This window comes from Escherichia sp. WS33, assembly GCF_046486385.1.
Classification (GTDB): domain Bacteria; phylum Pseudomonadota; class Gammaproteobacteria; order Enterobacterales; family Enterobacteriaceae; genus ECMA0423.
In genome coordinates, this window is the sequence record NZ_JBJQLJ010000006.1 from 58,346 (window position 1) to 77,698 (window position 19,353).

General features: G+C 52.2%; 18 protein-coding genes. 14 read left to right on the plus strand and 4 right to left on the minus strand.

Features of this window, described 5'->3' with window-relative positions; genetic code table 11:
• Positions 1–402, plus strand: a complete 402-nt coding sequence (hslR, locus tag ACJHXA_RS07085) for a ribosome-associated heat shock protein Hsp15 (protein ID WP_000660485.1) — start codon at positions 1–3, stop codon at positions 400–402.
• Positions 403–426: 24 nt separating this feature from the next.
• Entirely contained in the window at positions 427–1,305 is an 879-nt protein-coding gene (hslO, locus tag ACJHXA_RS07090; protein ID WP_001135574.1) for an Hsp33 family molecular chaperone HslO, read from the plus strand.
• Positions 1,306–1,439: 134 nt separating this feature from the next.
• Here hslO and ACJHXA_RS07095 read toward each other — a convergent pair whose 3' ends face one another.
• The gene (locus ACJHXA_RS07095) at positions 1,440–3,164 is read right to left on the minus strand and encodes a DUF4153 domain-containing protein (protein WP_000370803.1); all 1,725 of its coding nucleotides are present in this window, start codon (positions 3,162–3,164) and stop codon (positions 1,440–1,442) included.
• A 378-nt stretch (positions 3,165–3,542) separates the two neighbouring features.
• On the opposite strand from ACJHXA_RS07095, the gene pckA reads away from it, so the two are divergent.
• The 3 genes from pckA to nadS all read left to right on the plus strand — a co-directional run bounded on the left by pckA (position 3,543) and on the right by nadS (position 5,954).
• Positions 3,543–5,165: a phosphoenolpyruvate carboxykinase (ATP) gene (gene pckA / locus ACJHXA_RS07100; RefSeq protein WP_001265681.1), complete on the plus strand. Its 1,623-nt coding sequence runs from the start codon at positions 3,543–3,545 to the stop codon at positions 5,163–5,165.
• A gap of 116 nt (positions 5,166–5,281) precedes the next feature.
• Entirely contained in the window at positions 5,282–5,599 is a 318-nt protein-coding gene (locus tag ACJHXA_RS07105; protein ID WP_000493756.1) for a type II toxin-antitoxin system RelE/ParE family toxin, read from the plus strand.
• Positions 5,600–5,657: 58 nt separating this feature from the next.
• Positions 5,658–5,954: a NadS family protein gene (nadS, locus tag ACJHXA_RS07110; RefSeq protein WP_000650976.1), complete on the plus strand. Its 297-nt coding sequence runs from the start codon at positions 5,658–5,660 to the stop codon at positions 5,952–5,954.
• A gap of 31 nt (positions 5,955–5,985) precedes the next feature.
• Here the strand turns inward: nadS and envZ are convergent, their stop codons facing one another.
• Both envZ and ompR read right to left on the minus strand, forming a co-directional pair.
• Positions 5,986–7,338, minus strand: a complete 1,353-nt coding sequence (envZ, locus tag ACJHXA_RS07115; RefSeq protein WP_001253696.1) for a two-component system sensor histidine kinase EnvZ — start codon at positions 7,336–7,338, stop codon at positions 5,986–5,988.
• Positions 7,335–8,054, minus strand: coding sequence for a two-component system response regulator OmpR (gene ompR, locus ACJHXA_RS07120; protein WP_001157751.1), 720 nt, complete (start codon positions 8,052–8,054; stop codon positions 7,335–7,337). Before ompR ends, envZ begins: the two co-directional genes overlap by 4 nt.
• Before the next feature lie 227 nt (positions 8,055–8,281).
• Here ompR and greB point away from each other — a divergent pair, with 227 nt between their 5' ends.
• The 6 genes from greB to rpnA all read left to right on the plus strand — a co-directional run bounded on the left by greB (position 8,282) and on the right by rpnA (position 15,496).
• Positions 8,282–8,758 (plus strand): transcription elongation factor GreB, encoded by a 477-nt coding sequence (greB, locus tag ACJHXA_RS07125; protein WP_000856744.1) that lies wholly within the window; start codon positions 8,282–8,284, stop codon positions 8,756–8,758.
• Positions 8,759–8,854: 96 nt separating this feature from the next.
• Entirely contained in the window at positions 8,855–11,176 is a 2,322-nt protein-coding gene (locus ACJHXA_RS07130) for a Tex family protein (RefSeq protein WP_000980692.1), read from the plus strand.
• A 437-nt stretch (positions 11,177–11,613) separates the two neighbouring features.
• A complete protein-coding gene (gene feoA / locus ACJHXA_RS07135) occupies positions 11,614–11,841 on the plus strand; it encodes a ferrous iron transporter A (protein WP_001200455.1) in 228 nt (75 codons plus the stop codon).
• Positions 11,842–11,857: 16 nt separating this feature from the next.
• Positions 11,858–14,179 (plus strand): Fe(2+) transporter permease subunit FeoB, encoded by a 2,322-nt coding sequence (gene feoB, locus ACJHXA_RS07140; protein ID WP_000737007.1) that lies wholly within the window; start codon positions 11,858–11,860, stop codon positions 14,177–14,179.
• Positions 14,179–14,415, plus strand: coding sequence for a [Fe-S]-dependent transcriptional repressor FeoC (gene feoC, locus ACJHXA_RS07145; RefSeq protein ID WP_000157586.1), 237 nt, complete (start codon positions 14,179–14,181; stop codon positions 14,413–14,415). Before feoB ends, feoC begins: the two co-directional genes overlap by 1 nt.
• Before the next feature lie 202 nt (positions 14,416–14,617).
• Positions 14,618–15,496: a recombination-promoting nuclease RpnA gene (gene rpnA, locus ACJHXA_RS07150; RefSeq protein ID WP_000039057.1), complete on the plus strand. Its 879-nt coding sequence runs from the start codon at positions 14,618–14,620 to the stop codon at positions 15,494–15,496.
• 28 nt (positions 15,497–15,524) lie between these two features.
• Here rpnA and bioH read toward each other — a convergent pair whose 3' ends face one another.
• Positions 15,525–16,295, minus strand: coding sequence for a pimeloyl-ACP methyl ester esterase BioH (gene bioH / locus ACJHXA_RS07155; protein ID WP_001060069.1), 771 nt, complete (start codon positions 16,293–16,295; stop codon positions 15,525–15,527).
• Between the two features lie 37 nt (positions 16,296–16,332).
• Here bioH and gntX point away from each other — a divergent pair, with 37 nt between their 5' ends.
• The 3 genes from gntX to gntT all read left to right on the plus strand — a co-directional run bounded on the left by gntX (position 16,333) and on the right by gntT (position 19,327).
• Positions 16,333–17,016: a DNA utilization protein GntX gene (gene gntX / locus ACJHXA_RS07160; protein WP_001297265.1), complete on the plus strand. Its 684-nt coding sequence runs from the start codon at positions 16,333–16,335 to the stop codon at positions 17,014–17,016.
• Between the two features lie 58 nt (positions 17,017–17,074).
• A complete protein-coding gene (gene nfuA / locus ACJHXA_RS07165; RefSeq protein ID WP_000619389.1) occupies positions 17,075–17,650 on the plus strand; it encodes a Fe-S biogenesis protein NfuA in 576 nt (191 codons plus the stop codon).
• A 360-nt stretch (positions 17,651–18,010) separates the two neighbouring features.
• The gene (gene gntT, locus ACJHXA_RS07170) at positions 18,011–19,327 is read left to right on the plus strand and encodes a gluconate transporter (protein WP_001131758.1); all 1,317 of its coding nucleotides are present in this window, start codon (positions 18,011–18,013) and stop codon (positions 19,325–19,327) included.
• Positions 19,328–19,353 lie beyond the last annotated feature (26 nt).

Consider the following 19,353-nt stretch of genomic DNA (forward strand, 5'->3'; position numbering starts at 1 on the left):
ATGAAAGAAAAACCTGCTGTTGAGGTTCGACTGGATAAATGGCTATGGGCTGCCCGTTTTTATAAAACCCGCGCGCTGGCCCGTGAAATGATTGAAGGCGGTAAGGTGCATTACAACGGGCAGCGCAGCAAGCCGAGCAAAATCGTCGAGCTGAATGCCACGCTCACTCTGCGCCAGGGAAATGACGAACGCACGGTGATTGTAAAGGCGATTACTGAACAGCGTCGCCCCGCCAGCGAGGCAGCCTTGCTGTATGAAGAGACTGCGGAAAGTGTAGAGAAACGCGAAAAAATGGCGATGGCACGTAAACTTAATGCCTTAACCATGCCGCACCCGGACCGACGCCCGGACAAAAAAGAGCGCCGCGACCTGTTACGATTTAAACACGGCGACAGTGAATAACTGTCACCTGCAAGAGAGATGATTATGCCGCAACATGACCAATTACATCGCTATCTGTTTGAAAATTTTGCCGTTCGCGGCGAACTGGTAACCGTTTCGGAAACCCTGCAACAGATCCTTGAGAACCACGATTATCCGCAGCCCGTTAAAAACGTGCTGGCAGAACTGCTGGTTGCGACCAGCCTGTTAACCGCTACGCTGAAGTTTGATGGTGATATCACCGTACAGCTGCAAGGCGACGGTCCGATGAATCTGGCGGTTATTAACGGTAACAATAACCAGCAAATGCGCGGTGTGGCGCGCGTGCAGGGCGAAATTCCAGAAAATGCCGACCTGAAAACGCTGGTCGGCAATGGTTACGTGGTGATCACCATTACCCCGAGCGAAGGCGAACGCTATCAGGGCGTGGTTGGTCTGGAAGGTGATACCCTGGCGGCCTGCCTGGAAGATTACTTTATGCGTTCTGAACAGCTGCCGACGCGCCTGTTTATTCGCACCGGCGACGTAGACGGCAAACCGGCTGCAGGCGGTATGTTGTTGCAGGTAATGCCTGCGCAAAATGCCCAGCAGGACGACTTTGACCACCTGGCGACGCTAACCGAAACCATCAAAACCGAAGAACTGCTGACCTTACCGGCAAACGAAGTGTTGTGGCGTTTGTATCACGAAGAAGAGGTGACGGTTTACGATCCGCAGGATGTGGAGTTCAAATGCACCTGCTCGCGTGAACGTTGCGCCGATGCGCTGAAAACGCTGCCTGATGAAGAAGTTGATAGCATCCTGGCGGAAGATGGCGAAATTGACATGCATTGTGATTACTGCGGTAACCACTATCTGTTCAATGCGATGGATATTGCTGAAATCCGCAACAACGCGTCTCCGGCAGATCCGCAAGTTCATTAATGAGTATGTCCGGCAGAGAGGGCTCTGCCGGATTTTACGACGTAATGGCCTGATGTGCTGCGCTTACCAGGCCTGTGAAATAAATCGCAAATTATTGTTGGTCAGATACAGCGTCGTATCCGTTAAAAGAGTTGTCACTTACTTAAGTTTATTTCCAGCGTTTCACCATCTACCGTCAGATCGCGCCACGCTTTCGGCCTCGTCCCCAGTTTTCCATCCTTCGCAGCTGTGAGTAATTTTTCTTTCGTTATTTCGTTCGGAAGTAAACTCATATCAAGCGCGTCCCATTCTTTTCTGTCTGAGTCAAAGCCATAGACAATGACTCTGTCATCATTAAAAGCAAACAGGATCCGCTCCGCCTGACCATCACTATTCAGATCTTGCTCGACCAGGACGCAGGCGTCTTTTTCAATACAGGTCATCACGTTATAGCGATCCTGGATTAAGGCCGACCAGAATGTCGCATCCGGTTTAACAGAACCAGGGGCAATTAACACATTTTCGGCTAATACTTTTTCCGATACCTGTTCCTGAAGATGTTGCTCTCCATCTAACGCCATCAGCAGATCCCGCGCGCGTTTCGGGTCTTTCATAAACCCGGCATCGCTTTTCAGCGACTCAAGCGCCGCACGTCCATAGCGACCGCTCTGTTCGAGCATGTAGATAGTTACCTGGTCTGGCGTGTTTTTGCCGCTCTGATAACGCGCCATATGACTGTTCACGCTAATACGCATACTGTCCAGCACCGGCGAATTAAGAAGCACCAGTATCACCAACACCAATAACGAAACCGCAAGGTTCACTTTGCCCTGAAGAACAAGGGGATTTTGCCCATTACGCCAGACGATACTGACAAAATACCCCAGCGACCACACCAGTAACACCAGCACCGCCAGCGCGCCCTGCAAGCGGTCGACAGTCCAGCCGTACTGAGCGACCCGCAGCCATAACGCCCAGGCGGCGACGAACACATACAGCGGAGCAACCAGCAAAGCGGTTTTAATCAGGCAACGCAACGGCCCCGTCCAGGGAAGTGACGCTTTTTGCGGATCGCGGACAATAACCATTAAGATCAATTGCAAAAAGGCCAGCGTTAACAGCAACCCGGCGGCGGAGATGTGGCGAGAAATCGCGCTCAGGCCCGTAAACGGCAGAGTGATGATAAACATCAGGGTTAGCAATGATACTAACGGCAGCAACCCCGTGGCGATTAACGTGAACAACTTTTGAATAGAGTCGATTAAACGTGACTGTGTGCGCGCGAGAATCACCGCCAGTGCGGTAACCAGACCTAATGTAAGATACATAAACCAGTCGGTTGCAAAAAAGAGCGTATTGAAAAACTTGATGCCAACAAGTTTAAACAACTCACCCCACAGTAAAAGCACCAGCCACGTCAAGCCATTGGCGAGAAAAATCACCAGTAATATAAGTACGTTATGCCATACTGACTGGTAAAAATAGCGATAGCGGCTACTGTCATTGCGGATGCGAAGGCTTTGTTGTATCCACGGTAGCAACAACATTGCCATCAACAGCAGATAGCAGCCAAAATCCCAAATCGCCTTTTCAGCTCTCCAGGGGTTCATGCCATCAGTTTGCCACTTCAACCAGCCGCTCATCCCCAGCGTGGCAATAAACACCAGCGCCAGCCATCCCCAAAGGCGCTTCTGTTTAAAAGAGATCACGGAGAAGAGTAAAACGGATGAAAACGCAACGGTCGCAGGCACGCCATAAACAATCCAACTGTGATTTTTTCCGGCAAGCCAGGCGATCAACAGGTAGCAAACCAGCCCCTGAAGTAATCCGGTAGCAATCATCCCCCAGCGTGTTGCCGGTGAAAGTTCAACGTTATCCATGTTGGTTATCCAGAATCAAAAGGTGGGTTAATTATCGCATCCGGGCAGTAGTATTTTGCTTTTTTCAGAAAATAATCAAAAAAAGTTAGCGTGGTGAATCGATACTTTACCGATTGAATTTGCATCAATTTCATTAAGGAATGCGATTCCACTCACAATATTCCCGCCATATAAACCAAGATTTAACCTTTTGAGAACATTTTCCACACCTAAAATGCTATTTCTGCGATAATAGCAACCGTTTCGTGACAGGAATCACGGAGTTTTTTGTCAAATATGAATTTCTCCAGATACGTAAATCTATGAGCCTTGTCGCGGTTAACACCCCCAAAAAGACTTTACTATTCAGGCAATACATATTGGCTAAGGAGCAGTGAAATGCGCGTTAACAATGGTTTGACCCCGCAAGAACTCGAGGCTTATGGTATCAGTGACGTACATGATATCGTTTACAACCCAAGCTACGACCTGCTGTATCAGGAAGAGCTCGATCCGAGCCTGACAGGTTATGAGCGCGGGGTGTTAACTAATCTGGGTGCCGTTGCCGTCGATACCGGGATCTTCACCGGTCGTTCACCAAAAGATAAGTATATCGTCCGTGACGATACCACTCGCGATACTTTCTGGTGGGCAGACAAAGGCAAAGGTAAAAACGACAACAAACCTCTCTCTCCGGAAACCTGGCAGCATCTGAAAGGCCTGGTGACCAGGCAGCTTTCCGGCAAACGTCTGTTCGTTGTCGACGCTTTCTGTGGTGCGAACCCGGATACTCGTCTTTCCGTCCGTTTCATCACCGAAGTGGCCTGGCAGGCGCATTTTGTCAAAAACATGTTTATTCGCCCGAGCGATGAAGAGCTGGCAGGTTTCAAACCAGACTTTATCGTTATGAACGGCGCGAAGTGCACTAACCCGCAGTGGAAAGAACAGGGTCTGAACTCCGAAAACTTCGTGGCGTTTAACCTGACCGAGCGCATGCAGCTGATTGGCGGCACCTGGTACGGCGGCGAAATGAAGAAAGGGATGTTCTCGATGATGAACTACCTGCTGCCGCTGAAAGGTATCGCTTCTATGCACTGCTCCGCCAACGTTGGTGAGAAAGGCGATGTTGCGGTGTTCTTCGGCCTTTCCGGCACCGGTAAAACCACCCTTTCCACCGACCCGAAACGTCGCCTGATTGGCGATGACGAACACGGCTGGGACGATGACGGCGTGTTTAACTTCGAAGGCGGCTGCTACGCAAAAACTATCAAGCTGTCGAAAGAAGCGGAACCTGAAATCTACAACGCTATCCGTCGTGATGCGTTGCTGGAAAACGTCACCGTGCGTGAAGATGGCACTATCGACTTTGATGATGGTTCAAAAACCGAGAACACCCGCGTTTCTTATCCGATCTATCACATCGATAACATCGTTAAGCCGGTTTCCAAAGCGGGTCACGCAACGAAAGTTATCTTCCTGACCGCAGACGCCTTTGGTGTGCTGCCGCCGGTTTCTCGTCTGACTGCCGATCAAACCCAGTACCACTTCCTCTCTGGCTTCACCGCCAAACTGGCCGGTACTGAGCGTGGCATCACCGAACCGACACCAACCTTCTCCGCTTGCTTCGGCGCGGCGTTCCTGTCGCTGCATCCGACTCAGTACGCAGAAGTGCTGGTAAAACGTATGCAAGCGGCAGGTGCGCAGGCGTATCTGGTTAACACTGGCTGGAACGGCACTGGCAAACGTATCTCGATTAAAGATACCCGCGCTATTATCGACGCCATCCTCAACGGTTCGCTGGATAACGCAGAAACTTTCACTCTGCCGATGTTTAACCTGGCGATCCCAACCGAACTGCCGGGCGTAGACACGAAGATCCTCGATCCGCGTAACACCTACGCTTCCCCGGAACAGTGGCAGGAAAAAGCCGAAACCCTGGCGAAACTGTTTATCGACAACTTCGATAAATACACTGACACCCCAGCGGGTGCTGCGCTGGTAGCGGCAGGTCCGAAGCTGTAATCAGCTGATATCTCATTGACCCCTTATCCAAACGGATAAGGGGTTTTTTTATATCTGATTAGCTATCAATATGTACACGGTACACTTATAATAATCAATAGACCGCAGGATGCATTATGTTCACCTTTATTGAACTACAAGGATTTAGCAAACGCCGCCAGTTATTGTTACCTGATGATGAGTTCCGGGCTTTTCAGGAACTACTCATTCAAGATCCCACTGCCGGTGACATTATCGCAGGCACAGGCAGTTTTAGAAAAATTCGCTGGAACCGTTCTGGAATGGGGAAACGGGGTGGCATTCGGATAATTTATTACAACGTAACACGCAATGGCCGAATTTATCTGGCGTTGATTTATCCTAAAAATGAACAGGATGATTTAACAGAAGAACAAAGAAAGGCATTGAAACTATTGTCAGAGAAGCTGCTTTAATGTTGAAGCTCCACAAATTCCACCATGGTCGAAATGCCAACGGAGACATTGAAAACAGATGAAAGATGAATTATTTGCTGATCTTCTTGCCAGCGCAGAAGAAATGGTACGCATCGAAAAGGGTGAAGAAACGCCTGAACCAGAGCACGTCCATACTTTTAGCGAGATCGATGTAAAAGCGATCCGTGAAGCAACGGGTTTACGTCAGCAAGATTTTGCTGTCGCCGTAGGGGTAAGTTATGACCTGGTCAAAAGCTGGGAAACCAAACGCCGTCAGCCTACCGGAGCACCTCGAAAATTGCTCCTGCTTTTGCAAGCGAATCCTTTCATTATCAATCAATTGAAAACAATCTAAAAACGGGAGACACCTTCGCCTCCCGTTTTATTTACCCTTCTTTTGTCGTGCCCTGCGCCCGCGTTACCGGCACTGGCAGCCAGGCGCGAATGGAAAGCCCGCCCCGCTCGCTGGTGCCAAGCTCCAGCATCCCGTTATGGTTATCCACGATACGCTGCACAATTGCCAGCCCTAATCCCGTGCCGCTAATGGTGCGCGCACTGTCGCCGCGGACAAACGGCTGGAACAGGTGCTTACGTTGTTCCGGCGCAATTCCCGGACCGTCATCTTCCACCTGGAACCAGGCGCGATTCGGCTCCGTTCCGCTGCTGACTTTGATCCAGCCATTGCCATAACGGGCGGCGTTGACCACCATATTCGCCACCGCGCGTTTGATCGACAGCGGGTGCATTTTCACTTCAATGCTGCCGGGGTAAAGCGCGGTTTCAATTTCCCGCTCATAGCCACTTTCGGCAGCAATCACCTCACCGAGTACTGCATTAAGATCCGCCATTTCCATCGGCATCTCCTGCCCGGTGCGCAGGTAGTCGATAAACTGCTCAATGATGGCGTTGCACTCTTCGATATCTTTATTGATCGATTCTGCCAGATAGCCATCCTGCTCGCTCATCATCTCAGTCGCCAGGCGAATACGCGTCAGCGGCGTGCGCAAGTCGTGACTTACCCCCGCCATCAGCAGCGTGCGGTCATCCGCCAGTTGCTTAACACCAGCCGCCATATGGTTAAAGGCACGGGTAACGGAACGCACCTCCGAAGCGCCATATTCACGCAGCGGCGGCGGAATAATCCCTTTACCAACCTGCAAGGCTGCGTGTTCGAGATCGACCAACGGTCGGTTCTGGATACGAATAAACAGCCACGCCCCGCCTATCGCCAATAGCATAATCGCCAGCGTATAGCGGAACAGCGGAGAGAAATCGCCCTGATGAATTTCGGTCAGCGGCACGCGTACCCAGATATTGGGCGACAGCCAGGTTTTCAGCCAGACGACAGGCGAACTTTTGTTGACCTCAACGCGCACTTCCGTCGGGCCGCCCAGTTGCTGTGCCATCTGATGGCTTAAGAATTCATAGTGTTGCGCCCAACGCAGACCTGCCTCTTCGGCAGCCTCGTTGGAGTAGAGAGAGATCCCCAGCTCACGGTAGATCTCCCGACGGAAAGCGGGAGGCACAACCAACTGCGTGCCGTCCTCCAGTTGCAGTTTGTCGGTCATCAACATACGCACTTCGTACGCGAGGACTTTATTAAACTGCTGGAGGCTCGGCAAAATCGCGAAGTTCAGCACCACCAGATAAGTTGTCACCAGGCTGGCGAACAGCAAGGTGACGATGAGCAATAACGTACGGGCAAATGAACTTCGTGGCGAGAAGCGCAATCGCCTCATGCTTTAGAGCCGTCCGGTACAAAGACGTAGCCCAGGCCCCAAACGGTCTGAATGTAACGCGGATGCGCTGGATCTTCTTCTACCATGCGGCGCAGACGCGAAATCTGCACGTCGATGGAGCGTTCCATTGCGGAATATTCACGACCACGGGCAAGGTTCATCAGCTTATCGCGGGAGAGCGGCTCACGCGGATGGCTGACCAGTGCCTTCAGTACCGCAAACTCACCGCTGGTGAGCGGCATCGGCTCGTCTTCGCGGAACATTTCGCGCGTACCGAGGTTAAGTTTGAACTTACCGAAAGCAATTACCGCCTCTTCCTGTGATGGTGCGCCTGGTAGCTCGTTCGCCTGACGACGCAGCACCGCACGGATACGGGCCAGCAGTTCACGCGGGTTAAACGGTTTTGGAATGTAATCGTCAGCGCCAATCTCCAGGCCAACGATACGGTCCACTTCTTCCCCTTTCGCCGTCACCATAATGATCGGCATCGGGTTGCTCTGACTACGAAGACGTCGGCAAATCGACAAGCCATCTTCACCAGGTAACATCAAATCCAGTACCATAAGATGGAAAGATTCACGAGTCAGCAGGCGATCCATCTGTTCTGCATTAGCGACGCTTCGAACCTGGAAGCCTTGTTCGGTGAGATAACGTTCCAGCAGCGCACGCAGGCGCATGTCGTCATCGACCACCAGAATCTTGTAGTTCTCTTGCATTGTTTGTACTCCCAAAGGTTCGCAACAATTTGTAAGCGTGTATTCTTAAAAAAGCTCACGTTCGTCACCAGCTAAATCTGGTATGAATTTCAGCCTAAATTGTTACAAAGCATATTAAACAGCAGCTTAAGTATACAATTTATTCGGCGAAACATTATTGATTCTGTTGATATGATCACGTTATACCCAATGTGCGCATTATCAAACAGACAAAGGGAATCAACGAGATGAAAACGCCCCTGGTTACCCGGGAAGGGTATGAAAAACTCAAACAAGAGCTTAATTATCTCTGGCGTGAAGAACGCCCGGAGGTCACAAAAAAGGTGACCTGGGCCGCAAGTCTGGGCGACCGCAGCGAAAATGCTGACTATCAGTATAATAAAAAGCGCCTGCGTGAAATCGACCGTCGCGTGCGCTATCTCACTAAATGCATGGAAAATCTCAAAATCGTCGATTACTCCCCGCAGCAGGAAGGCAAGGTCTTTTTTGGCGCATGGGTGGAGATTGAAAACGACGATGGCGTGACTCACCGTTTCCGTATTGTCGGCTACGATGAAATTTTTGGCCGTAAAGATTACATCTCTATCGATTCCCCGATGGCCCGCGCATTGCTGAAAAAAGAAGTCGGCGATCTGGCGGTGGTGAATACCCCTGCCGGGGAAGCGAGCTGGTATGTTAATGCTATCGAGTACGTGAAACCGTAAGGAAGAGTCTTAACCTCCTGCCGATGGCTGGCATTTTTGCCAGCCAGTCCGTATAACTATCCCCTGATTTTTGATCCGAAAAGATGAACTCAAACCATGATGAATGATTCGTTCTGCCGCATTATTGCGGGTGAAATTCAGGCGCGCCCGGAACAGGTTGACGCTGCCGTTCGCCTGCTTGACGAAGGGAATACCGTGCCGTTTATCGCACGTTATCGTAAGGAAATCACCGGCGGTCTGGATGACACGCAGCTGCGTAATCTGGAAACGCGTCTGGGATACCTGCGCGAACTGGAAGAGAGACGTCAGGCGATCCTCAAATCCATTTCCGAGCAAGGCAAACTCACTGACGAGCTGGCGAATGCCATCAACGCCACCTTAAGCAAAACCGAACTCGAAGACCTCTACCTGCCCTACAAACCTAAACGCCGCACCCGCGGGCAAATCGCCATTGAAGCAGGGCTTGAGCCGTTGGCTGACCTGCTGTGGAGCGATCCGTCACACACGCCAGAAGTCGCCGCTGCACAATATGTTGATGCCGATAAAGGCGTGGCAGATACCAAAGCCGCGCTGGACGGCGCGCGCTATATCCTGATGGAACGGTTTGCCGAAGATGCCGCGCTGCTGGCAAAAGTGCGTGATTATCTGTGGAAGAACGCGCATCTGGTCTCAACCGTGGTGAGCGGTAAAGAAGAGGAAGGGGCAAAATTCCGCGACTATTTCGATCATCACGAACCGTTGTCCACGGTGCCTTCTCACCGCGCGCTGGCGATGTTCCGTGGGCGTAACGAAGGCGTACTCCAGCTTTCGCTGAATGCCGATCCGCAGTTCGATGAGCCGCCCAAAGAGAGCTATTGCGAGCAAATCATCATGGATCACCTTGGCCTGCGCCTGAACAATGCCCCGGCGGATAGCTGGCGCAAAGGCGTAGTGAGCTGGACCTGGCGCATCAAGGTGCTGATGCATCTGGAAACCGAACTGATGGGTACCGTGCGCGAACGCGCGGAAGATGAAGCAATCAACGTCTTTGCCCGTAACCTGCACGATCTGCTGATGGCGGCCCCTGCCGGACTGCGTGCAACGATGGGCCTCGATCCGGGTCTGCGTACTGGGGTAAAAGTGGCGGTGGTCGATGCCACTGGCAAACTGGTAGCGACCGATACCATTTACCCGCACACCGGACAAGCCGCAAAAGCAGCGATGACTGTTGCTGCGCTGTGTGAAAAGCATAACGTTGAACTGGTGGCGATCGGCAACGGTACAGCTTCCCGCGAAACCGAACGTTTCTATCTCGACGTGCAGAAGCAGTTCCCGAAAGTGACCGCACAGAAAGTGATCGTCAGCGAAGCTGGCGCGTCGGTTTACTCGGCTTCCGAGCTGGCAGCGCAGGAGTTTCCGGATCTCGACGTTTCGCTGCGTGGCGCGGTGTCTATCGCCCGCCGTTTGCAGGATCCGCTGGCGGAGCTGGTGAAAATCGATCCGAAATCTATCGGCGTAGGTCAGTATCAGCATGACGTCAGCCAGACGCAACTGGCCCGCAAACTGGACGCAGTAGTAGAAGACTGCGTAAACGCCGTTGGCGTCGATCTCAACACTGCTTCTGTTCCGCTGTTAACCCGCGTGGCGGGCCTGACGCGCATGATGGCGCAAAACATCGTGGCCTGGCGCGATGAGAACGGTCAGTTCCAGAACCGTCAGCAACTGCTGAAAGTGAGCCGTCTGGGGCCGAAAGCCTTCGAGCAGTGCGCGGGCTTCTTGCGCATTAACCATGGTGATAACCCGCTGGACGCGTCTACCGTCCACCCGGAAGCCTATCCGGTGGTGGAACGCATTCTGGCAGCAACACAGCAGGCACTGAAAGATCTGATGGGTAACAGCAGCGAACTGCGTAACCTGAAAGCGTCTGACTTTACTGATGAAAAATTCGGTGTGCCGACAGTAACTGACATCATCAAAGAGCTGGAAAAACCGGGTCGCGATCCGCGTCCGGAATTTAAAACCGCTCAGTTTGCCGATGGCGTCGAGACAATGAACGACCTGCAACCGGGTATGATCCTCGAAGGTGCGGTGACCAACGTCACCAACTTTGGCGCGTTTGTCGATATCGGCGTGCATCAGGACGGCCTGGTTCACATCTCTTCATTGTCGAACAAGTTTGTAGAAGATCCGCATACCGTGGTGAAAGCGGGCGACATTGTGAAGGTGAAAGTGCTGGAAGTGGATCTTCAGCGTAAACGTATCGCCCTGACCATGCGTCTGGACGAGCAGCCTGGCGAAACCAACGCCCGTCGCGGCGGCGGTAATGAACGCCCGCAAAACAACCGCCCGGCAGCCAAACCGCGCGGACGTGAAGCGCAGCCTGCCGGTAACAGCGCGATGATGGACGCGCTGGCGGCAGCAATGGGCAAAAAACGTTAAACGCCCTGATTGACCCCTAAACCTGCGCGATAAGGTGTCCACGCCGCATCTGGCAACGAACGCCTTGTCTGACATAAAAGTGCCGGAGAATATCTCCGGCATTTTTATTCCACAGCCAAACTCACAATATATTCCGGCAACATTTATCACTTCATTAACAACTGAAACCTTAATTAAACATTAGCCAGTCCTGGTAATTCGCTATTCGAATTATATTTTCGCTGCGATATAACCTTGAGCCACATCAACATTGAGTCAGATTATTATTCAAACCAACATTCGCACACATTTTAAGTATTGCTGATAGAAACCATTCTCATTATCATTGTGTTGTTGATTATTTAATCTCTCCTTTGTTGGCAAATCATCTGGTCTCATGTCGCTGTCAAACGCCCCATGAGGTAGTTATCCAGTTAATGAGAAACAAGTAGGCACCTATGCAATACACTCCAGATACTGCGTGGAAAATCACTGGCTTTTCCCGTGAAATCAGCCCGGCATATCGCCAAAAACTGCTTTCTCTTGGCATGTTACCTGGCTCCTCTTTTAATGTGGTGCGCGTCGCTCCACTCGGCGACCCCATTCATATCGAAACCCGTCGTGTGAGCCTGGTATTACGCAAAAAAGATCTGGCCTTATTAGAAGTGGAAGCGGTTTCCTGTTAATACGGTGATAACAACAATGAAAAAATTAACCATAGGCTTAATTGGTAATCCAAATTCTGGCAAGACAACCTTATTTAACCAGCTCACTGGCGCACGTCAGCGTGTAGGTAACTGGGCTGGCGTTACCGTCGAACGTAAAGAAGGGCAATTCTCCACCACCGATCATCAGGTCACGCTGGTGGACCTGCCCGGCACCTATTCTCTGACCACCATCTCATCGCAGACCTCGCTCGATGAGCAAATCGCCTGTCACTACATTTTGAGTGGCGACGCCGACCTGCTGATTAACGTGGTGGATGCGTCTAACCTTGAGCGTAACCTGTACCTGACGCTACAACTGCTGGAACTCGGCATTCCCTGCATCGTGGCACTGAACATGCTCGACATTGCCGAGAAGCAAAATATTCGTATTGAAATTGATGCTCTGTCGGCGCGTCTTGGCTGCCCAGTGATCCCGCTGGTTTCAACCCGTGGTCGCGGTATTGAAGCGCTCAAGCTGGCGATTGATCGCTATAAAGCTAACGAGAATGTGGAACTGGTGCATTACGCACAGCCGCTACTCAACGAAGCAGATTCACTGGCAAAAGTGATGCCTTCCGACATCCCGCTGAAACAACGTCGCTGGCTGGGCCTGCAAATGCTGGAAGGCGATATCTACAGCCGCGCCTACGCCGGTGAAGCGTCGCAGCATCTGGATGCCGCCCTCGCCCGTCTGCGTAATGAGATGGACGATCCGGCGCTGCACATTGCCGATGCGCGTTACCAGTGCATTGCTGCCATCTGTGATGTGGTAAGCAACACCCTGACGGCAGAACCCAGCCGTTTCACCACTGCGGTAGATAAAATCGTGCTCAACCGTTTCCTCGGTCTGCCGATTTTCCTCTTTGTGATGTACCTGATGTTCCTGCTGGCTATCAACATCGGCGGGGCGTTACAGCCGCTGTTTGACGTCGGCTCCGTGGCGCTATTTGTGCATGGTATTCAATGGATTGGCTACACGCTCCACTTCCCGGACTGGCTGACTATCTTCCTCGCCCAGGGCCTGGGTGGCGGCATTAACACCGTGCTGCCACTGGTGCCGCAGATTGGCATGATGTACCTGTTCCTCTCCTTCCTTGAGGACTCCGGGTATATGGCGCGTGCGGCGTTTGTGATGGACCGTCTGATGCAGGCGCTGGGCTTGCCGGGGAAATCCTTTGTGCCGCTGATCGTCGGTTTCGGTTGTAACGTACCGTCGGTAATGGGTGCACGTACGCTTGATGCACCGCGTGAACGTCTGATGACCATCATGATGGCACCGTTTATGTCCTGCGGCGCGCGTCTGGCTATCTTCGCAGTATTCGCGGCTGCCTTCTTCGGGCAGAACGGTGCGCTGGCGGTCTTCTCGCTGTATATGCTGGGTATTGTGATGGCGGTGCTGACTGGCCTGATGCTCAAGTACACCATCATGCGCGGTGAAGCGACGCCGTTTGTCATGGAGTTGCCGGTCTATCATGTACCACACGTTAAAAGCCTGATTATCCAGACCTGGCAGCGTCTGAAAGGCTTCGTTCTGCGTGCTGGTAAAGTGATCATCATCGTCAGCATTTTCCTGAGCGCTTTCAACAGCTTCTCGCTGAGCGGGAAAATCGTCGATAACATCAACGACTCGGCGCTGGCGTCCGTCAGCCGGGTGATCACCCCGGTCTTCAAGCCAATTGGCGTGCATGAAGATAACTGGCAGGCAACGGTTGGCCTGTTTACAGGTGCCATGGCGAAAGAAGTGGTAGTGGGTACGCTCAACACCCTCTACACCGCAGAAAATATTCAGGACGAAGAGTTCAATCCGGCAGAGTTTAACCTCGGTGAAGAGCTGTTCAGTGCGATAGATGAAACCTGGCAGAGCCTGAAAGACACCTTCAGCCTTAGCGTACTGATGAACCCCATTGAAGCCAGCAAAGGCGACGGCGAAATGGGTACCGGGGCGATGGGCGTGATGGATCAGAAATTCGGTAGCGCAGCAGCAGCTTACAGCTACCTGATTTTCGTCCTGCTGTATGTACCATGTATCTCGGTGATGGGAGCCATCGCCCGTGAATCAAGCCGTGGCTGGATGGGCTTCTCCATCCTGTGGGGGCTGAATATCGCTTACTCGCTGGCAACATTGTTCTATCAGGTCGCCAGCTACAGTCAGCACCCAACTTACAGCCTGGTGTGCATTCTGGCGGTTATCCTGTTTAACATCGTGGTTATCGGTCTGCTGCGCCGCGCGCGTAGCCGGGTGGATATCGAACTGCTGGCAACCCGCAAGTCGGTAAGCAGTTGCTGCGCAGCCAGCACCACCGGTGATTGCCATTAATGGCTTCACTTATTCAGGTGCGCGATTTGCTGGCGTTACGGGGCCGTATGGAAGCGGCCCAGATAAGCCAGACATTGAACACTCCACAGCCAATGATTAACGCCATGCTGCAACAACTGGAAAGTATGGGCAAAGCCGTGCGGATTCAGGAAGAACCTGACGGCTGCCTCTCTGGCAGTTGTAAAAGCTGCCCGGAAGGAAAAGCCTGTCTGCGCGAGTGGTGGGCGCTGCGTTAACCTTACTCCATCGCCTGTTTTGGAAAGCCCGGTATGCGTCTGCATCCGGGCTTTTTTGCGTGCGGCTTTCCATAAAAATGCAACTCTTGCAGCACGGCGTAAGTTCCTTTGAAAGCATCTCGCAGGGATGAAAACTCGCTAATGCACAGATGTGGAGTGGCGCGTAGAGTCGCGGCATTCAAACAACAGGTGAAGGAACGCCATGAGTAAAAAGCAGAGTTCCACCCCACATGATGCGCTGTTCAAACTCTTTTTACGCCAACCGGACACGGCTCGCGATTTTCTTGCGTTCCATTTACCGGCCCCCATTCACGCGCTCTGTGATATGAAAACCCTCAAGCTGGAGTCGAGCAGCTTTATTGATGACGATCTGCGTGAAAGCTATTCCGATGTGCTGTGGTCGGTGAAAACGGAACAAGGACCAGGATACATCTATTGTCTGATTGAACATCAAAGCACCTCAAACAAACTGATCGCATTTCGCATGATGCGTTACGCTATTGCCGCAATGCAAAATCACCTTGATGCTGGATACAAAACGTTGCCGATGGTGGTGCTATTGTTGTTTTACCACGGTATTGAAAGCCCCTATCCCTATTCGCTGTGTTGGCTGGATTGTTTCGCCGATCCCAAACTGGCAAGGCAGCTTTATGCCTCCGCATTTCCGCTGATTGATGTCACCGTCATGCCTGATGATGAAATCATGCAGCACCGACGTATGGCGCTGCTGGAGTTAATTCAAAAACATATTCGTCAACGCGACCTGATGGGGCTGGTAGAGCAAATGGCCTGCTTATTAAGTAGTGGATACGCTAATGACAGACAAATCAAAGGGCTGTTTAATTACATACTGCAAACCGGCGACGCGGTACGTTTTAACGATTTTATCGACGGCGTTGCCGAACGTTCACCGAAACACAAGGAGAGTTTAATGACAATTGCGGAAAGATTGCGGCAGGAGGGGGAACAATCCAAAGCCCTGCATATAGCCAAAATAATGCTTGAATCCGGAGTCCCTCTTACAGACATCATGCGCTTTACCGGGGTGTCAGAAGAAGAGTTGGCTGCGGCGAGCCAGTAAATTTCTGTCTCGCCATTTCAAAAGTTGCCTACACCCTCTGCTTCAACGCCACCAGCAGGTGACAAAACTCGACCGGATGCGAAATAAACGGCGCATGGGCCGCTTTGGCGAAGATATATGATTCGCTGTGAGGCCAAAGTTTATCCAGCATCGGCACCACTTTGCGCGGCACCAGACCGTCGAGATAGCCATACAATCGCAAAAACGGCATGGGCACGTTTTGCAGCGGCTGACGGAGATCGACCGTTTTCAGGATTTCCAGCCCGCCATTAAGCACGTCAACCTCCGGCATCGGTAACGCCAGAACGGTTTTCTTCAACGCCCGCGCATCCTGGCGCGCCGTTTCAGTGCCCATGGTTTGTAACGCCAGGAACCGCTCCACTGTACGCTGAAAATCATCACTGAGTTGCTGCTGAAATCCCGCCAGCACGTCCGGTTTTATCCCCGGCCACTCGTCACGAGCACTAAAACAAGGTGACGACGCCACGGTGACCAGCGCCTGAACACGCTCGGGATGGGTTAACGCAATCTGGCTTGCCACCAGCCCGCCCAGACTCCAGCCTAACCAAATGGCTTTATCAGGTGCCTGTTGCAGCACGGCTTCGGCCATATCAGCAAGTGACAGCGCACCAAATCCCCGGCTACGCCCGAAGCCGGGCAGGTCAACAAGGTGCAGCGTAAAATGCGAGCTAAGTTCCTCGTCAATGCAACGCCACACTTCGGCATTCAGTCCCCATCCGTGCAGCAGCACAAGATGAACATTCCCCTGACCTTTGGTCTGCCACCAGATGTTATTCATCCGCTATTGTTCTCTTTTGACTTACAAGGATGAACATATGCTAACAGTACCGGGATTATGCTGGCTATGCCGAATGCCACTGGCGTTAGGTCATTGGGGGATTTGTTCGGTCTGTTCACGCGCCACCCGCACAGATAAAACGTTATGCCCACAATGTGGATTACCCGCCACACACTCCCATCTTCCCTGCGGTCGCTGCCTGCAAAAACCGCCGCCCTGGCAAAGACTGGTCACAGTTGCCGACTATGCGCCGCCGTTAAGTCTGCTCATCCACCAGCTTAAATTTTCCCGGCGCAGTGAAATCGCCAGCGCCCTGTCACGTCTGTTACTATTGGAAGTCTTGCACGCTCGTCGCACCACCGGGTTGCAATTGCCGGATCGCATCATCAGCGTTCCGTTATGGCAGCGGCGTCACTGGCGTCGGGGATTTAATCAGAGCGATTTGCTGTGTCAGCCGTTATCACGCTGGTTGCACTGCCAATGGGATAGCGAAGCCGTCACACGTACACGGGCCACTGCGACCCAGCATTTTCTCAGTGCCCGGCTGCGCAAGCGCAACCTGAAAAATGCCTTTCGTCTTGAATTGCCCGTGCAAGGTCGCCATATGGTGATTGTGGATGATGTCGTTACCACCGGAAGTACCGTCGCAGAGATTGCGCAGTTGCTTTTACGCAATGGTGCGGCGACTGTCCAGGTCTGGTGCCTTTGTCGAACCTTGTAGAGCCTCGATGATGGGCGTATTATAACCAACTAAAATAGTCAACTATTAGGCCATTACTATGATCCGTATTTCCGATGCTGCACAAGCGCACTTTGCCAAACTGCTGGCAAATCAGGAAGAAGGGACACAAATCCGCGTATTTGTGATTAACCCTGGCACGCCTAACGCTGAATGTGGTGTTTCTTATTGTCCGCCGGATGCCGTGGAAGCCACCGACACTGCCCTGAAATTTGACCTGCTGACCGCGTATGTTGATGAGTTAAGCGCACCATACCTGGAAGATGCAGAGATCGACTTTGTTACCGACCAGTTGGGTTCTCAGTTAACGCTGAAAGCCCCGAACGCCAAAATGCGTAAAGTGGCAGACGATGCACCGCTGATGGAGCGCGTGGAGTATATGCTGCAGTCGCAGATCAACCCACAGCTTGCTGGTCACGGTGGTCGCGTTTCGCTGATGGAAATCACAGAAGACGGTTACGCCATTCTGCAATTTGGCGGCGGCTGTAACGGTTGTTCCATGGTCGATGTGACGCTGAAAGAAGGGATCGAGAAGCAGCTGCTGAACGAATTCCCGGAGCTGAAAGGTGTGCGCGATCTCACCGAACACCAGCGCGGCGAACACTCCTACTACTAAGTTATCCCCTCTTTTGTAGATTGCCCGATGCGACGCTAAAGCGTCATTTCGGGCCTACGTTGAACATGTGCCAGACGTTGGCACAGCATTGCTTTGGCAAATCCCTCCCTTCGTTTCCCCGCGATAATATGACCAACCTCTCATAATTTAAATTTACCCCGCTCTGGTGATTCTCAAACGCCAGATGTTACCCGTATCATTCACATGGGTACCAAACATACTCCTGACATCTGACTACAATAATTAGTTTTAGTGGGTATCAGTCGTGGTGCCGCAATATCTCTGTTCCCGATTGGGATAATTAGAGTTTGTCGTCAGAAAATTGACGTTACCCATAACAAATGAAAGGCCAGGTAAATCATGCCATTAGTCATTGTTGCTATCGGTGTAATCTTGTTGTTGCTCCTGATGATCCGCTTCAAAATGAACGGCTTCATCGCTCTCGTCCTCGTGGCGCTTGCTGTTGGATTAATGCAAGGAATGCCGCTGGATAAAGTTATTGGCTCCATCAAAGCCGGTGTCGGCGGGACGCTCGGTAGCCTTGCCCTGATCATGGGTTTTGGCGCAATGCTGGGCAAAATGCTGGCAGACTGCGGTGGCGCACAACGTATCGCCACCACGCTGATTGCCAAATTTGGTAAAAAGCACATCCAGTGGGCGGTGGTGTTAACCGGTTTTACCGTTGGTTTTGCCCTGTTCTATGAAGTGGGCTTCGTGCTGATGCTGCCTCTGGTGTTTACCATCGCGGCTTCCGCGAATATTCCACTGCTGTATGTTGGTGTACCAATGGCGGCTGCACTGTCTGTGACCCACGGCTTCCTGCCACCGCATCCGGGCCCGACTGCGATTGCCACCATTTTCAATGCCGATATGGGTAAAACCCTGCTGTACGGTACTATTCTGGCAATCCCGACCGTGATTCTCGCCGGTCCGGTTTACGCTCGCGTGTTGAAAGGTATCGATAAGCCAATCCCGGAAGGTCTCTACAGCGCGAAAACCTTCAGCGAAGAAGAGATGCCGAGCTTTGGCGTCAGCGTCTGGACTTCTCTGGTGCCGGTTGTGCTGATGGCGATGCGTGCGATTGCCGAAATGATCCTGCCGAAAGGTCACGCTTTCCTGCCGGTAGCGGAGTTCCTCGGTGACCCGGTAATGGCAACGCTGATTGCCGTGCTGATTGCGATGTTCACCTTTGGTCTGAACCGTGGTCGTTCAATGGATCAGATTAACGACACGCTGGTTTCTTCCATCAAAATCATTGCGATGATGCTGTTGATCATCGGTGGTGGCGGTGCGTTCAAGCAGGTGCTGGTAGACAGCGGCGTGGACAAATACATTGCTTCCATGATGCACGAAACCAACATTTCTCCGCTGCTGATGGCCTGGTCGATTGCTGCCGTACTGCGTATCGCGCTGGGTTCCGCAACCGTTGCGGCAATCACTGCGGGTGGTATCGCGGCACCGCTGATTGCAACGACGGGTGTTAGCCCAGAGCTGATGGTTATTGCGGTGGGTTCCGGTAGTGTGATTTTCTCTCATGTGAACGATCCGGGCTTCTGGCTGTTCAAAGAGTACTTTAACCTGACTATCGGCGAGACCATCAAATCCTGGTCGATGCTGGAAACCATTATCTCGGTGTGCGGTCTGGTAGGCTGTCTGCTGCTGAATATGGTGATTTGATAACACTGACTGCCGGATGCATCGCA

Excerpts from the sequence above, each read along its gene's own strand:
- feoC (WP_000157586.1), top strand. The coding sequence starts at position 14,179 with ATGGCTTCACTTATTCAGGTGCGCGATTTGCTGGCGTTACGGGGCCGT.
- ACJHXA_RS07130 (WP_000980692.1), top strand. The coding sequence starts at position 8,855 with ATGATGAATGATTCGTTCTGCCGCATTATTGCGGGTGAAATTCAGGCG.
- pckA (WP_001265681.1), top strand. The coding sequence starts at position 3,543 with ATGCGCGTTAACAATGGTTTGACCCCGCAAGAACTCGAGGCTTATGGT.
- feoA (WP_001200455.1), top strand. The coding sequence starts at position 11,614 with ATGCAATACACTCCAGATACTGCGTGGAAAATCACTGGCTTTTCCCGT.
- nadS (WP_000650976.1), top strand. The coding sequence starts at position 5,658 with ATGAAAGATGAATTATTTGCTGATCTTCTTGCCAGCGCAGAAGAAATG.
- nfuA (WP_000619389.1), top strand. The coding sequence starts at position 17,075 with ATGATCCGTATTTCCGATGCTGCACAAGCGCACTTTGCCAAACTGCTG.
- ACJHXA_RS07095 (WP_000370803.1), bottom strand. The coding sequence starts at position 3,164 with ATGGATAACGTTGAACTTTCACCGGCAACACGCTGGGGGATGATTGCT.
- feoB (WP_000737007.1), top strand. The coding sequence starts at position 11,858 with ATGAAAAAATTAACCATAGGCTTAATTGGTAATCCAAATTCTGGCAAG.
- gntX (WP_001297265.1), top strand. The coding sequence starts at position 16,333 with ATGCTAACAGTACCGGGATTATGCTGGCTATGCCGAATGCCACTGGCG.
- bioH (WP_001060069.1), bottom strand. The coding sequence starts at position 16,295 with ATGAATAACATCTGGTGGCAGACCAAAGGTCAGGGGAATGTTCATCTT.
- envZ (WP_001253696.1), bottom strand. The coding sequence starts at position 7,338 with ATGAGGCGATTGCGCTTCTCGCCACGAAGTTCATTTGCCCGTACGTTA.
- hslR (WP_000660485.1), top strand. The coding sequence starts at position 1 with ATGAAAGAAAAACCTGCTGTTGAGGTTCGACTGGATAAATGGCTATGG.
- rpnA (WP_000039057.1), top strand. The coding sequence starts at position 14,618 with ATGAGTAAAAAGCAGAGTTCCACCCCACATGATGCGCTGTTCAAACTC.
- greB (WP_000856744.1), top strand. The coding sequence starts at position 8,282 with ATGAAAACGCCCCTGGTTACCCGGGAAGGGTATGAAAAACTCAAACAA.
- ompR (WP_001157751.1), bottom strand. The coding sequence starts at position 8,054 with ATGCAAGAGAACTACAAGATTCTGGTGGTCGATGACGACATGCGCCTG.
- ACJHXA_RS07105 (WP_000493756.1), top strand. The coding sequence starts at position 5,282 with ATGTTCACCTTTATTGAACTACAAGGATTTAGCAAACGCCGCCAGTTA.
- hslO (WP_001135574.1), top strand. The coding sequence starts at position 427 with ATGCCGCAACATGACCAATTACATCGCTATCTGTTTGAAAATTTTGCC.
- gntT (WP_001131758.1), top strand. The coding sequence starts at position 18,011 with ATGCCATTAGTCATTGTTGCTATCGGTGTAATCTTGTTGTTGCTCCTG.